The following is a 14513-nucleotide window of genomic DNA, read 5'->3' on the forward strand; positions in this document are numbered from 1 at the left end:
GCCCATCGCACCTATACGCGCTACGCATTCATCGGAGCTCAAAAACGCCTCTGACCTGGGAAAACAAACATCACTGCAAACATGTGTGCAAGCTTGCGAGCAAGCGTGGAGCAAGGCGTCGTAGCGCGCTTTGCTCATGGTTTGATGCATGGCTTAACTGCATGCCCTGAGACGGGCAAGAGCACAGGTGGGTTTCTCAGTAACTTCCATCGCCTTCTCTGCTGCTTGAGCTGCTGTAGGTGTACGCACTGACATAGCTGTCTAGGTGGCGGTCAAGTTGCAGGCCTGCGGGGCGGCGGGGTCGCTGGTGAGCACTTCCGTCGGGTGTGCTGCCTGCATGCGAGCGCGGTCACCGATGAAGTCCTCTACTCGGTTGCCGCTGCGATTGTTCGTACGGTTCCGTATCAAGCTCCCCGCCAGCCCACCTGCCTGTCGGCGCGCTTGATCGGGCATCGCCCCAGACGTCGACGTTGTGACGAGCTGCGCAATCAACAGGGAGACGCGCTTCCCAGCCCACCGGTTGGCCAGTGCGGCAGTGGGCGTGAAGGGGGACCTAACAGCCAGCAGGCGTGCTGGCAGGAGGGTGCGTCTGCGTGGAGGAAGACGCGTGAGTTCCCCCGTGGGAATCAAGGTGCGCCTACAGGTCAGCATCGAAGCCCGTACACAAGTGGGCTCACGGGGAGGCGTGTGGGTCTGACTCGAGGTCTGATGAACAACCCGGCGGCACGTACGCTGCTGCACCGGCGCGCGAAGCAGGACGGCTATGGGCTGCCGGGCACGCATGCGGATCGGCACCACCGTCAGATGACCGGCCGGGCGAGCTGTACGAATACTGGTAGGTGTGTGCGCAAGGGGCTGGACGGGAAGGGAAGTTTGCCCGTCCATCGGTTGATCGGTCGGCAGCCAGGCATGCCCGCCGGCCTGGCTGCACGCGCCCAGGCATGTCAGTGCGCAGGTCGGGCGGCCCACAGGTCAGCGGGATCACGTGCGGGTCTGGGTGCCGGCGGGGGAGTGGGCCTGTCCGCCTGCTCGTGAGGCTGTCCGGCTGCCTGCCGCACGAGTAGCAAGCGGCGCTACTCATGGACTCACTGATGGAACGGCAGGCCAAGGCGTGGGTGCGGCTGTGCGGGTACCCGCTTGATACCCGGTTGGAAGCAATGCGTGTTGCCATGTCCGGGTGAAGATCGTCCTGGTAACGTGTGCAGCGCTTTGCGTGGCGACTTTGCCGGAGGTGAAACCAACTGTGAGAGCGTCCGCTGTGCTAACGGTCGGAATCACTGCCGGGAAACCAGCGTCTGCATGCGCCCGTTTCCCTGTTGGTCCTCAGGCGGGACCGAACGCGGGGCTGCAAGCGTGAGCACCAACCGAAATCCCTTCGTCGACCTGCCGAAACGGCAGCGAGGAGGGGTCTGCCGGGCCTCGGAGAGGGCGTTCTTGGGGTACTCGGCACCAGGGTCGGCCGTGTCGGAGCGGAGAATCGTTCTGAGAGAACTTTCGGCCCGTCAAGCCGTCTCAAAACGGGTATAACCTCACCTGCTCTCCACCGTCTCCCACCCGTCTTCGGGCCTGAACCAGACTGAGAGGATTCATGTCCAGTCCCTTCGCGGCACCTGACAGTCAGCTGCACCTTCCCCCGATCCCGTGGGCCTCGCTGTCGCACATCTTCATGTTCGGCAACGGCAAGGGCGGCGTGGGCAAGTCGTCGGTCTCGGCCAACGCGGCGGGCAAGGCGGCGCGCAGCGGTCTGCGTACGCTCATCATCGACTGCAACGCGCAGGGCAACATCGCGCGCGAGCTCGGCTACAAGCGGGCCGACTGGAACGACGGGGGAGCGGGCCTGCTCGAGTCGTTGCGCACCGGGACCGCGCTGCGGCCGCAGCGCAGCGTCCGGGAGAACCTGGACGTCGTGATGGGCGGTCCGGCGCTCGGCGACGAGTTCGGCATCTTCTTCCACACGCTGCTCGCCAAGGAAGGGCCGCATGCGTACCTGCGGCTGCTGATGTGCCTGCTGCCGATCGCGCACGAATACCAGATCATCATCCTGGACACCCCGCCCGAAAACCCATCGCTGCAGCGCCTCGCGCTGTCGACCGCGCGCTGGCTCGTTATCCCGGTCAAGAGCGACGGGGGAGCGGAGGACGGTCTGGCGCAGATCGGCCTGGAGTTCTCGTACGTGCGGTTCGTCAGCCGGCTGAACCCGCATCTGGAACTCCTCGGGGTCCTGCTGTTCGACACGGGCCGCAACTACACCGGCATCCACGCCGATGTGCGGCGCCAGGTCCAGAAGGTCCTCGGTGAGGACGCCCACATGTTCAAGCACCTCATCGGGCACACGGAATCGGTGGCCCGGCTGGTACGCAAACGAGGGCTGCTTGTCCGGGAATTGGCCGACCGGCGCAGAGAGGGCGACCGCACCGTCCCGGAGACCGTGGAAGGCCTGGTCGCCGACTATGAAGGATTCACCGAAGAAATGTTCGCTCGGGCTCTCGAGCTGAGGAAGGACGCAGCCGCATGACCCCGCCCAAGGGCAAGAACCGCGTGGACGAGGACGTAGAAGAGCAGAGCATGTCCGACGAGGGTGTCGGCAACCTGTTCAGCGGTGGCGGCGGTGGCTCGTCCAGCGCTCTCGCCGGCTGGGCCACTCCGGCTCCCGCTCAGGCTCAGCCGGTCGCCCCGGTGACCCCCGTGCCCGCGCCGGCTGCCGCGCCGACGGTCATCCCGCAGCCGGCCCGAGAGGCCGCACAGGAGCCCGCCCAGGAACCGCTCGACGACGCGGACACCGCGAAGCCCGTCGGCTTCTACGTGTCGCAGAACGTGGCCGGGCGCTTTCGTAAGTACCGCAAGCAGAACGACGTCACGCACACCCAGATCGTGCTGATGGCCGTCGAGGCCGCAGCGGAGAAGGGGCTCGCGCAGGTCGTCGAAGAGGCCCGCCGGGCACCCAAGTTCCAGTCCAAGCTGTTTGCCGTGACGGTCCGGCCCGATGACACGGACCTGCGTGGCCTGGGCCCCGTGCAACTGCAGTACAAGCCGACCCGGGCGCAGCGCGCGATCATCGACGGCCTGGTGAGGGAGTCCGGTCTGCCGGATCACACCAAGTTCCTCGCGATCGTCCTGGACCAGTACCTGCCGGGACGCAGGGACGTCTGAGCGGGGGGAGTGGGGGATACGGGGGACCGAGCGACCGAAGCGACCGTCGGTGGGGCTTCGAGGCGGAGCCGAAGAACAAGCCCAGCGAGGCGGCGGGCGGGGCCGTCCTGCGAGTCGCTGTCGTCGGTCGCTGTTCCGGGGTGTTCAGTCGCTGTTCTTCAGTCGCTCCCGGAGCTTCAGTCGCTGCCCCCGGAGCGGCTTTTCGGGGGCAGCGACTGAAGAACAGCGACTCAGCGACTCTTCGGTCGCTCTTCAGTCGCTCAAAGAAAGCCCAGGTCAAGCTGGTGATAGGCGCCGGTTAGCGACTGAAGCGACTCAACATACGGGTATATGAAGACATTCGTGCGTGCGTGTGTGCGTCATATATAGAAGCCTTCAGTCGCTTCAGTCGCTGTTTTGCTTGTTACAGCGCTCTGACCTGGAGGTTTCTGAAGCGACTCAAGAGCGACCGAAACATTTCAGTCGCTGGGCGTGGTCCTTTAGTCGCTGACGGTGTGGGAAAGGGCCCACCGATACGGCGAGAGCGGCTCTTTGCCTGTGCTTCACGGCCTCACCGGCCACGTTCGCTAGTCTGTGTCCGCCGTTGAGTCGCTTCGGTCGCTGATAGGGGAAGTAGATGCCTTCTGAGCTGCGTTCTCCTCGCAGCGACTCACGGCGGTCCGCCTCCGATCCCTCGGAGGCCGAGCTGCCGTGGGCCACTGCCCGCTGGTGCGCCCGCCGGGGCTGGCCCGTCCACCCGCTGGCTCCGGGCCGCAAGACCCCCGCGGGCAACTGCGAGAACTGCCGCAACTCGATCCACGCACCGGCCGACTGCCCCTGCCTGTCCCTGGGCCGCTGGTGCCACGGCTTCCACGCCGCCACCCTCGACCAGCGCCGCATTCAGCGGTGGTGGACGCAGCACCCCGACTTCGGGGTCGGCGTCGCCTGTGGCCCGGCCGGCCTGGTCGTGATCGACATCGACGCCCACCCGGCTCCCGCCCCAGGCAGGGACCGAATCCTCCCGGGCATCCCGATCGCAGACCACGTGGACCTCACCGGGCTGGCGACCGGTTTCCACTCCCTGGGCGTGCTGGCCGCGCTGCGCGGCCAGCAGAGCCCGGCGGAGGACACCGGCACGCTGCGGGTGAGGACCCCGTCGGGCGGGCTGCACGTCTGGTACCGGGCCGAGGACAACCGGCGCTGGCAGTGCTCCACCGGCTCCAGCCCCTGCCGGGCTCTCGCCTGGCAGGTCGACGTACGGGCCCACGGCGGCTACATCATCGCTCCGGGGACCACCACGCGCGCAGGCACGTACACGGCTGTCGGAGAGACCCGGGAGCCCGCTGCGCTGCCCCTGTGGCTGGCCCAGGAGCTCGAACGCACCGGGCACCTGCCCGCGGCCAACATCCCCGCGCCTCGTCCCGTCCCGCCGCGTGCCCAGCAGGCTGTGCTGGCCGCCGGGGGAGGGCGGGCCCGTAAGGGGAACGTGCTCGCCGCGGTGCTGGCCCCGGTCGCCGCCTGTGGCCAGGTGTCCGAAGGGGCAGGATTCTCCGACGTCCTCAACCGGGCCGCGTTCACCCTCGGTGGTCTCGTGGCGGCCGACCGGCTGTCCCGCGAGGAGGCCGAGCAAGCCCTGCGTGAAACCGCCTCAACGGCCCGTCCCGGCCAGGAGAGGCGCGCCGAGCAGATCATTGCCAGCGGCCTCGCAGCAGGCCTGCAGAAGCCCCTCTACGCCGCCGGAGGACGCCCGTGACGTCACCCGGCAACGAGACCCTCTTCGACCCCGCGGCGGTGGCCGCCCAGATCCGCGGCCAGGGCGGAGTGCCGCTGCCCGCGCAGGCGGACGGGTCGCCCACGTCCGGGGCCGAGGCGACCGCCGCCGGTCTGCTGCCCGACACCCTCACGGACCGCGGCAACGCCAAGCTGTTCGTCAAGCTCTACGCCAACGACTACCGGCACGTCCCGGGCATCGGCTGGTACCGCTGGGACACCACCCGCTGGCAGATCGACGAGGACGACACGGTCCTGTGGGCCGCCGGCGACCTGGCGGAGAACATCGCCACGCACGACGCCCGCGGGGCGTTCACCACCACGGCCCTGCAGCAGCACCGTCGCCGCGCCCTGTCCACCACCGGCATCAACGCCATGCTCACCCAGGCCAAGTCGGCTCCCGGCATGGTGCTCAACGCGGCTCGCCTGGACGCGGACGCGTATGCGTTGTGCACGCCGGACGGGATCGTGGACCTGCGCACCGGCCTGATCAAGACGCCCGACCCCGACAAGGACTTCCACTCCCGCTCCACCAGCGTCGGCCCCCACCACGGCACCCCTCCGCGGTGGAACCGTTTCCTCAGTGACACGTTCGGTGACGACGCCGTGGGCCGGGAGATGATCGACTTCCTGCAGCTTCTGCTGGGGTATTCGGTCACGGGTGACGTGGGCGGTCAGGTGCTGCCGTTCCTGTTCGGTGCCGGCAAGAACGGCAAGTCCGTCCTCCTCGACGTCCTCATGAAACTGCTGGGGGACTACGCGGATGCCGCGCCGCCCGGCTTCCTGATGTCGCGCCCCTACGAGGGCCACCCCACCGACCTGGCGGAACTCCACGGCCGCCGCGTCATCGTGTGCAGCGAGGTCAAGCACGGCGACAAGTTCGATGAGGCGCGGGTGAAGCTTCTGACCGGTGGTGACCGGATCAAGGCACGCCGGATGCGGCAGGACTTCTTCAGCTTCCAGCCCACCCACAAGCTCTGGCTCCTGGGCAACCACCGCCCCGAAGTCGGTACCGGGGGTTTCGCGTTCTGGCGCCGCATGCGCCTGATCCCCTTCGAACGCGTCGTCTCCGACGAACGCAAGATCGACAACCTCGCCGACATCCTCGTCACCGAAGAAGGCCCCGGAATCCTCGGCTGGCTGATCGACGGCGCCCGCCGCTACCTCGGCGGCGAAAGAGACCTCACCGGACCCGAACGCGTCCGCATCGCCACCACCGCCTACGCCGAAACCGAAGACCACACCGGACGGTTCTTCGAGGAGTGCTGCAGGCTCGCTCCCGAGCTGCGGGCCGAGCAGGCCGGTCTGTACGCCGCCTACAAGACGTGGTGTCACAATGAAGGTGCGTCTGCCATGTCCTCACGCGCGTTCGCGGCGCGCGCCCGCGAACTGGCCGGACTCTCCTCGCCCAAGGAGATGATCCTGTCCAACCAGCGCAAGTACTACCCGGGCATCGGACTGCTCACTGACGAGGAGAGGGAAGCCACCGCATGAGCTCCCTGATCACCGAGGACGAGATCAGCCACGAGCAGGAGCTGGTCTGGCTCGAGGACGTCAGCTCCCTCGACTACGTACGCCAGAGCCTGGACCGGCTCTTCAACCGCCGCGGCAAACCCGCCTACCACCGCGACGGCCGCATGGTCGGATACGCCGTACTGGGCCCCAAGGCCAAAGCCTCCCGATCGTCTGGCTCCTTCCGCCGCCGCGTCTTCTGGCTGCTGCCCCACGACCGTGACACCGACCCGGAAGGCCTCTACGCCACCGGCGCCCCCGCCGAAGCAGTCGACCCCGGCACCATCGCGCCGCGCGTCAAGGGCTACAAGACGGAACGGTCGGAGGGCGGGCCGCCGTCCTCCGCCATGCGGGAGATCGGGTCGCAGCTGCCGCTGTGATCGGGCGGACCGCGCGTTGTTGACCCGAGGTGACCGCAACTCCGATACAGAGTCGCTTGAGTCGCTGCATATGCCGGTGCAGGCGGCCTTGTGTCGCTAAAAGCGCAGGTCAGGCGGCTTTGTCGCGAGCCCTGAGGGACAGCGACCAAGAATCGGACTGAGTGGCGCGAAGCGCTCCCGACACATGGGTGTGGAATGCATGTTTGTGGTCCGCAGTCGCTTCGGTCGCTGTCGTCATGCGGCTTCACTCAGCTGACCTGCAGCTTTGCGGGGAGAGCAGTGGACGGCGAGCGACTCCCCAGTGGCCGTAGGGGGGCGAGGTGTGACGGCCGAGCCCGCGGCCGTCACACCGTCAAACTTTTGCCATGAGACTCCTGTGGTTCTCCTGCTTCGCTAATGTGTCCGAGCCGTTGGGGGGCATTTTGTCGCTGCATGGGGGGGCACATGGCGTCTGGTCGCGCTGTCCGGAGCGATGGGTCGAGAGGGCAGTGGGGTCGAGTCCCGGAAGCGGTCGGAGCCACCGGCGGTACCGGTGCGGACCAGGCATGAGCAGGCATCGAGCGCTTTGCGAAATCGTCGACAGCGCCGCGCCGCACCGGCTCCGCCCACGGCCCCCCGCCCAGTGCTCCACGAGTGAGACCACAGCCGCCGAAGGCCCGCTTCCCGAGTCACTGAGCGACCGCGGCAGCGCCAGACTGTTCGTGAGAACCCACGCGCGTGAGTTCCGGTACGTGCCGGAACTCGGCTGGTACCGCTGGAACGGCAACCGCTGGCAGGCCGACGAGGACGACACGGTGTTGTGGGCGGCGGGGGATCTCGCCGAATCGCTCGCCGCCCACGATCCGCGCGGGCGCTTCACCTCACAGGCGTTGCACGAGCACCGCCGTCGGGCGCTGAGCACCGTCGGCATGAGCGCCATGCTCGCCCAGGCCAGGACCGCGCCGGGCATGGTGCTCAACGCGGCTCGCCTGGACGCGGACGCGTATGCGTTGTGCACGCCGGACGGGATCGTGGACCTGCGCACCGGCCTGATCAGAACGCCCGACCCGGGTAAGGACTTCCACTCCCGCTCCGCCGGTGTGGCCCCGGCGACCGTGCCGACGCCGCGGTGGAACCGTTTCCTCAGTGACACGTTCGGTGACGACGCCGTGGGCCGGGAGATGATCGACTTCCTGCAGCTTCTGCTGGGGTATTCGGTCACGGGTGACGTGGGCGGTCAGGTGCTGCCGTTCCTGTTCGGTGCCGGCAAGAACGGCAAGTCCGTCCTCCTCGACGTCCTCATGAAACTGCTGGGGGACTACGCGGATGCCGCGCCGCCCGGCTTCCTGATGTCGCGCCCCTACGAGGGCCACCCCACCGACCTGGCGGAACTCCACGGCCGCCGCGTCATCGTGTGCAGCGAGGTCAAGCACGGCGACAAGTTCGATGAGGCGCGGGTGAAGCTTCTGACCGGTGGTGACCGGATCAAGGCACGCCGGATGCGGCAGGACTTCTTCAGCTTCCAGCCCACCCACAAGCTCTGGCTCCTGGGCAACCACCGCCCCGAAGTCGGTACCGGGGGTTTCGCGTTCTGGCGCCGCATGCGCCTGATCCCCTTCGAACGCGTCGTCTCCGACGAACGCAAGATCGACAACCTCGCCGACATCCTCGTCACCGAAGAAGGCCCCGGAATCCTCGGCTGGCTGATCGACGGCGCCCGCCGCTACCTCGGCGGCGAAAGAGACCTCACCGGACCCGAACGCGTCCGCATCGCCACCACCGCCTACGCCGAAACCGAAGACCACACCGGACGGTTCCTGAGCGAATCCTGTGACCTGGACGCCGGTTCGCGGACGGAGCAGACGGGCCTGTACGTCGCCTATCGGCGATGGTGCGGGCAGGAGGGGCTGCTGCCCGTCTCGTCCCGGGCCTTCGCCGTCCGGGTCCGCGAGGCGCTGGGGGTGGCGTCGTCCCGCGCGATGATCCGGTCCAACCAGCGCAAGTACTACCCGGGACTGTTGCTGACGGACCGAGAGGAGCCGGCGTGAGTCTCCGGACGGCGTCAAGGCCACTGTCGAGAGCCGGCGTCGGCCGCCGTCGGACCGGCCGGGCGGCCGGCCGCGGCGTACACGAGGCGGCTCCGACTCGGCTGCAGAGTCGCTTGAGTCGCTGCCGTCGACCCGGTGTCACAGGCCGGTGCCGCCCGAGGCGTCGATGCACTGGCCGGTGACCCAGCGGGAGTCGTCCGAAGCGAGGAAGGCCACGATGTCCGCCACGTCAGCGGTCCTTCCCATGCGGCCGAACACCGAGCGTTGAGCATGGGCGGCCTCGCCCTCGGGTGTGGCCCAGCGCCGCTGGTTGAGGTCCGTCTTCACGAAGCCCGGCGCCACCGAGTTCACCGTGATCTGCCGGGGCCCCAGGTCCTTGGCGAGCGTGCGGGTGAGCGCGTCGAGGGCGGCCTTGGCCATGGAGTACGCGAGGGAGGTGGGCATCGCCACACGGGTGCACGCCGAACTGATGTTGACGATCCGGCCGCCTTCCCGGAAACGCGGCAGACCCTGCTGCACCAGGAACAAGGGGGCTTTGGCGTGCACGGCCATGAGCCGGTCGAAGTCGTGGGGCGTTACATCGGTCACCTCCCCCCGGACGTTGAAGCCCGCGTTGTTGACCAGGACGTCCAGGACGGCAGGTTCGCCCAGTTCGCCGAGGCCGGCGTCGAAGACGTCGTACAGGGCCGCGACATCGTCGGGTGCCCCGAGCGGCGCGCGGACCGTGAAGGCGCGACCACCGGCGGCGCGGATCTCTTCGACGGTGGCGCGCGCGGACGCGTCGTCGTTGCCGTAGTGCACGGCGACGAGTGCGCCGTCTGCCGCCAGGCGGTTGGCGATCGCCCGGCCGATGCCCCGGCCGGCGCCCGTGACCAGCGCGGTTCTGCCCTTCAGAGACCCCATCGTGCCGCCCCCCGTTTTCCTCTGCTGTGTACCGATGTGGGATGGGTGGAAACTGGAGCAAGTCTCCACGGAGCCACCCTGGAAAGGGAACACTTGAACGCCGTTGAAAAAACCGCACGACCGGTTTATTATCGCGGTGTGGTGGCCGCAACGGCCTGGAGCGGGGGCGCTGCCACCTTCCATCAGCAGGAGCCGTGCGGCCGGACCCGCGCGGCCTCGACGCTAGGCGGTCACCATGGCCCTACGGCATCTGCGTCTGATCGCGGTGAACATCGACGGGGTACTGCTCAACGACACGTTCAGCCCGGTCATCCACCGGTTCGTGGTCGCCCGCGGGGGCGTCTACACCACTGAGACGGAGCGTGCGGTGCTCTCGCAGTCCCAGCTCGAAGCGGCCGCGGTGCTGGCCCGCCCGGGGGAGGCGCCCACGGATGTCGTGGCGGCCTATTTCCGTGAGCGGGAGGAATACCTTCGTGAGAACCCCGTGCGACTGCTCGACGGCGCGGTCGAACTGCTGGAGCGGCTGCGCGCCGTCGGAGGGGTGCCGCTCGTCTGTTACGGAGGGTTGGGCAGGGAGCACTTCGACCGCTATCTGGCCTCTTGCGTCCAGTACTTCGACGAGCCCCGGTACGTGTGCACCAACGCGTTCCGCCCGGGACTCCGTGAGATCGCCGAGGACGTGGCCGGGCTCCGGTGCGACCAGGTCCTGTTCATCGATGACGTGGCACGCGTGGCAGAGGCCGCACGGGGCCTCGGGGCCGCGTTCGTCGGACATCCGACGGACTACGAGCACAGCTTTCAGCGGGACCTGATGCGGGACGCCGGAGCGCGGCACGTGGTCGACTCGCTCCATGCCGTGGACGAGGAGCTGTTGCGAACCATCGACTCCGAGGCCGCCGAAGGCTGCCTGTGGCCGGCCGGGGCCGCCCCGTCCGATGCCGGTGTGACCCGTGTGGCGGCGAGCGTCTGAAGGGTGACGGGCCCGGCCGCCCGTTCCACGGAACAGGGCGGCCGGGCGGTTTCCGCGGCGCTCCGTCCGGACTGCGGCAGGGATGCCGGGACCGGGAGCGGACGCCCTGCCGCGTGCGTGGAACCCGCATGTTCGCTGGCCCCTGCCGTTCCGGGCCCCTTGCCGCGGGCGTCGGCATGCCGCGAACTGGGGCCCCCGACGCTGGCGTATTCATGGACCAGCCAAGTAGGGTACCTTCTGCGCGGTTTTTTCTTGAGGGAGCACACTGCTCTGCAGTGGAGCGGTGGAGAACGAGGTGAGGGCCATGGCCCAGCAGCAACGAGCGGTCATGACCCGCCGCACGGTACTGGAAGCGGCAGCGACGGTCTTCGCGGAGCACGGCTACACCGCCGCGACCGTTGCGGACATTCTCAAGACAGCGGGCGTCACCAAGGGCGCGCTGTACTTCCACTTCGACTCCAAGGAAGCGCTGGCCCAGGGCGTGCTGGAAGTCCAGACGGACCTGAATCTGCCTCCCCAGGACGTCAAGCTCCAGGAGATGGTGGACGTCGCCATGACGGTCGCCCACCGGCTGGTGCGCGATCCGCTGCTGCGGGCCGGTGCGCGGCTGTCCTCCGATCCCATAGGCCGCAGGCACTACCGAAGCGCCTGGCCCCTGTGGGTGGACATGCTGACGGAGATCGTCACGGAGGCCCACCAGCGGGGTGAGACCCTGTCGCACATCGTGCCGCGGGAGATCGCCGAGATGGTGGTGAGCGCGTTCAACGGAGTGCAGCTCTACGCCCAGTTGGAGACCGATCTGACCGGGGTCGAGCACCGGGTCTCGGTCCTCCTGAAGTACCTGCTGCCCTCCATCGCCTCACCCGCCGTGTTGATGCGGCTGGACGTGGCACCGGACCGAGGGGCCCGGCTGCTCAGCGAGATGGGCCTCGAGACCGCGCCGGCCTGACCAGGGCCTCGGCGCCTCGAGGACGGATGAGTCCGAGGTCACCGCGGCGCGGAAGAGCCGAGGCTCAGCGGCGCCGCCCTCTTTCGGAGCTTGGGCGACGCGATGAGCCCCGGCCGCGGTGGTGCGTGTGCGCGGGAGTCCGCTGCCGGTGATGCGGTTCAGGCCCCTGCGGGCACGGTGGTGATGACGGCGCTGAACGGCATGCTGTCGTTCTGGTGGCCGGTCACGAGGACGCGGTGCCTGCCACTCGCGTCCTCGGAGAGGGGGCGCACCTCGATCAGGCAGCGGGCGCCGAGCTCCACGTACCGGGAGAATTCGCCGGTGATGGCGACGGGGAGGCACGGATGGCCGAGGAACGCCGCACTGGCCTGGCGGGCAGCCTCCAGAAGCACCATGCCGGGTACGTGGTCGACGGAGTGGTCGAAGAGGGCGGGGTGCCGGGTGTCGACCCGCAGTTGCCAGCAGTCCGTCTCCGGTGCGGGAGACAGGACGACGTCGGTGGGGGAGACCCGGCCCACGTCCTGAGGTGCCACCGGGCCGGTCAGGGCGAGGGCCGCCGGAGCGCCGTCGCCGATGCTCGCCGAGCGCAGCCGCTGGTAGACCGCGGGTGAGGCGCAGGTGAAGGTCGCGGAGCCGGTCGCAGCCACCTGCTGGTCCCTGCGGATCACCGCGTCGAAGTGCAGCCCCGCGAGATTCGCGCCCCGGCGCTTGACGTCTGTGCACGTGATCTCGACGTCGAGGCCGGCCGGCGTGGTGTCGACGAGCAGGTGCTCCGGTGCGATGTCGACCGAGAGGTCCGACATCAGGAACTGGTGGCCGAGCGGTACCGCGAATTCGGCGTGCGCCAGGAGTATCCCTGCCTGTCGGATCGTTTCTGCGATCAAAAGCGGATCATGACAGCCGCGGATCGTCGCGAAGAAGCCGTGATGCCGCGGGAGTTGGCCGGTCACGGTGAAACTGAGATCACCGACACGCTCCCAGTCCGTCAGGAGCACTTCGGCGACGCTGGCCCGATGGACGAACTCCTTGGGGACGGTGGTGGTCAGGGACGGGTAGTGAGGTACGGCAGTCGGAGTCGGCGTGGCGGTGTTGTTCTCCCGACGCTCTCCACCGTGGATGAGGCGTTCGACCCGAAACGTGCTCGACGACATGCTGGTCCCCCTGGGTCGTGATGACGGAAGCGAGTGGTGTGGTGCCCAGGCGAGCAAAGATACATACCATCCGGTTTACTTTCTAGCCGTAGTCAGGGGTTCGCCCTCGCGGGTTCCGGACGATCAAACTCCATATCGGCCTGCCAGGGTGCGGCTTTCCTCTGTGGGCTATCTCGCCCCCGGGAGTCGGCGGTGAGTGTGCGGGTCTCGAGTAGCTCTTGAGCAGGCACTTTAAACCGTCTAAGCGGTTTGTTAATGTCATACATGGAGGCGGGGACCTCCTCGGCCTTGTCACAGGGGGGACCTCACATGCCGACTGCCCTCGATCGGCCCACCGAAAGGCCTGCCGACGCGCGTGGGCGTGTGGCCGAGCTGCGCGCGGTCCGCGCGCAGGCGGTGGCCGGGCCGAGCGCGAGGGCGACCGAGGCGCAGCACGCGAAGGGGAAGCTGACCGCGCGCGAGCGTATCGAGCTGCTGGTGGACCCGGGTTCGTTCCATGAGGTGGAGCAGTTGCGGCGGCACCGGGCGACGGGTTTCGGGCTGGAGGCGAAGAGGCCGTACACGGACGGTGTGATCACGGGCTGGGGCATGGTCGAGGGCCGGACGGTCTTCGTGTACGCGCACGACTTCCGGATCTTCGGCGCCCTGAGGAAGGCGTACGGCGGCGCCTACATTGTCATGGAGTCCCAGTCCATCGGTGCGGACCTCACCTACGCGTGGCCTACCAACGAGACCGCGGTGATGGGCGCGGAGGGTGCGGCCAACGTGACCTTCCGCCGGCAGATCGCGAACGCCGAGGACCCCGAAGCTGCCCGCGCCCACATGGTCAAGGAGTACAAGTCCGAGCTCATGCACCCGTACTACGCCGCCGAGCGCGGCCTCGTCGACGACGTCATCGACCCGGCCGGGACACGCGAGGTCCTCATCAAGTCCCTGGCGATGCTCCGCACCAAGCACGCCGACCTGCCGCCGCGCAAGCACGGCAACCAGCCGCAGTAACGGAGCGCCGTCATGGCAAAACAGGAACGTGCCCTGCGTACGCGTGAGGCACTGATCAAATCCGCCGCAGAGGTCTTCGACTGCGAGGGCTTCGGCGTCGCCTCACTCACCACGATCAGCAACAGGGCCGGAGTGAGCAACGGCGCGCTGCACTTCCACTTCGCCAGCAAGGCCGCACTCGCCGAAGCGGTCGAGGAAGCTGCCGGGCGCCGTCTCGACCACGTCACACGACAGGCCACCAGGGGGCCCAACGCCCTGCAGTGCCTTGTGAACGCCACCCACGACCTGGCCCGCGGACTGCGCGAGGACGTCGTACTGCGGGCCGGGTTCGGCCTGAGCAGCGAACAGTCCTACGCCGGCGGGCAGAACCTGAGACTCGAATGGCGCCGCTGGGTCGAAGGCGCCCTCAAGCGTGCCGACGGGGAGGGCGTACTCACCGAGAACCTGTCCGCCCAGGACGTGATGCTCGCCGTCGTGGCAGCGACCGTGGGCTTCGAGGTGCTGGGAGCGCGGGACGCGACGTGGCTCTCGTACAGGACCCTCACCCGCTTCTGGCAGTTGCTCCTGCCCCGGCTCACCCCGCCGGCGGTGCTCGGCGCCCTCAGGGCGGAGGGGGTGCACGGTCCACGGAGCAGGAGCACCGCCCCGCGGATCGGGGGCCAGGGCAGCGAGCCCTGACGCCCGGCCGGCCCGACTGGCCGAGACCGGGGAACAGCACCGCCA

Annotated in this window: 12 protein-coding genes; 10 read left to right on the forward strand and 2 right to left on the reverse strand. The window is 68.4% G+C overall.

The genetic code is table 11. From position 1 onward, the window contains the following. Window positions 1–1588 precede the first annotated feature (1588 nt). The 6 genes from E6P78_RS11165 to E6P78_RS11190 all read left to right on the forward strand — a co-directional run bounded on the left by E6P78_RS11165 (window position 1589) and on the right by E6P78_RS11190 (window position 8818). Window positions 1589–2515, forward strand: coding sequence for an AAA family ATPase (locus tag E6P78_RS11165; RefSeq protein ID WP_136203392.1), 927 nt, complete (start codon window positions 1589–1591; stop codon window positions 2513–2515). Then, on the forward strand, window positions 2512–3150 hold the full coding sequence (locus E6P78_RS11170; protein ID WP_136203393.1) for a hypothetical protein: 639 nt from the start codon (window positions 2512–2514) through the stop codon (window positions 3148–3150). The genes E6P78_RS11165 and E6P78_RS11170 overlap by 4 nt, the downstream gene beginning before the upstream one ends. Window positions 3151–3766: 616 nt before the next feature. Further along, entirely contained in the window at window positions 3767–4882 is a 1116-nt protein-coding gene (locus E6P78_RS11175; RefSeq protein ID WP_136203394.1) for a bifunctional DNA primase/polymerase, read from the forward strand. Beyond that, window positions 4879–6393: a phage/plasmid primase, P4 family gene (locus tag E6P78_RS11180; protein WP_136203395.1), complete on the forward strand. Its 1515-nt coding sequence runs from the start codon at window positions 4879–4881 to the stop codon at window positions 6391–6393. The genes E6P78_RS11175 and E6P78_RS11180 overlap by 4 nt, the downstream gene beginning before the upstream one ends. Further along, on the forward strand, window positions 6390–6791 hold the full coding sequence (locus tag E6P78_RS11185) for a DUF6009 family protein (RefSeq protein ID WP_136203396.1): 402 nt from the start codon (window positions 6390–6392) through the stop codon (window positions 6789–6791). Before E6P78_RS11180 ends, E6P78_RS11185 begins: the two co-directional genes overlap by 4 nt. 671 nt (window positions 6792–7462) lie before the next feature. After that, on the forward strand, window positions 7463–8818 hold the full coding sequence (locus E6P78_RS11190; RefSeq protein WP_240799159.1) for a phage/plasmid primase, P4 family: 1356 nt from the start codon (window positions 7463–7465) through the stop codon (window positions 8816–8818). A 138-nt stretch (window positions 8819–8956) separates the two neighbouring features. On the opposite strand, the gene E6P78_RS11195 is transcribed toward E6P78_RS11190, so the two are convergent. Continuing rightward, the gene (locus E6P78_RS11195; RefSeq protein WP_136203398.1) at window positions 8957–9721 is read right to left on the reverse strand and encodes an SDR family oxidoreductase; all 765 of its coding nucleotides are present in this window, start codon (window positions 9719–9721) and stop codon (window positions 8957–8959) included. A gap of 235 nt (window positions 9722–9956) precedes the next feature. Here E6P78_RS11195 and E6P78_RS11200 point away from each other — a divergent pair, with 235 nt between their 5' ends. Both E6P78_RS11200 and E6P78_RS11205 read left to right on the forward strand, forming a co-directional pair. Further along, window positions 9957–10691 carry an HAD family phosphatase gene (locus E6P78_RS11200; protein WP_136203399.1) on the forward strand — a complete coding sequence of 245 codons (735 nt, stop codon included), beginning with the start codon at window positions 9957–9959 and terminating at the stop codon, window positions 10689–10691. Between the two features lie 283 nt (window positions 10692–10974). Next, entirely contained in the window at window positions 10975–11640 is a 666-nt protein-coding gene (locus tag E6P78_RS11205) for a ScbR family autoregulator-binding transcription factor (RefSeq protein ID WP_240799139.1), read from the forward strand. Window positions 11641–11798: 158 nt separating this feature from the next. Here E6P78_RS11205 and E6P78_RS11210 read toward each other — a convergent pair whose 3' ends face one another. Then, the gene (locus tag E6P78_RS11210; protein ID WP_136203400.1) at window positions 11799–12791 is read right to left on the reverse strand and encodes a ScbA/BarX family gamma-butyrolactone biosynthesis protein; all 993 of its coding nucleotides are present in this window, start codon (window positions 12789–12791) and stop codon (window positions 11799–11801) included. Window positions 12792–13100: 309 nt separating this feature from the next. Between E6P78_RS11210 and E6P78_RS11215 the strand changes: the two genes are divergently transcribed. Continuing rightward, the gene (locus E6P78_RS11215; RefSeq protein ID WP_136203401.1) at window positions 13101–13790 is read left to right on the forward strand and encodes a carboxyl transferase domain-containing protein; all 690 of its coding nucleotides are present in this window, start codon (window positions 13101–13103) and stop codon (window positions 13788–13790) included. Window positions 13791–13802: 12 nt separating this feature from the next. Continuing rightward, window positions 13803–14468 (forward strand): ScbR family autoregulator-binding transcription factor, encoded by a 666-nt coding sequence (locus E6P78_RS11220; protein ID WP_136203402.1) that lies wholly within the window; start codon window positions 13803–13805, stop codon window positions 14466–14468. The last annotated feature ends 45 nt before the right edge of the window (window positions 14469–14513 follow it).

Source organism: Streptomyces sp. A0958 (assembly GCF_004795035.1).
Lineage (GTDB): Bacteria > Actinomycetota > Actinomycetes > Streptomycetales > Streptomycetaceae > Streptomyces.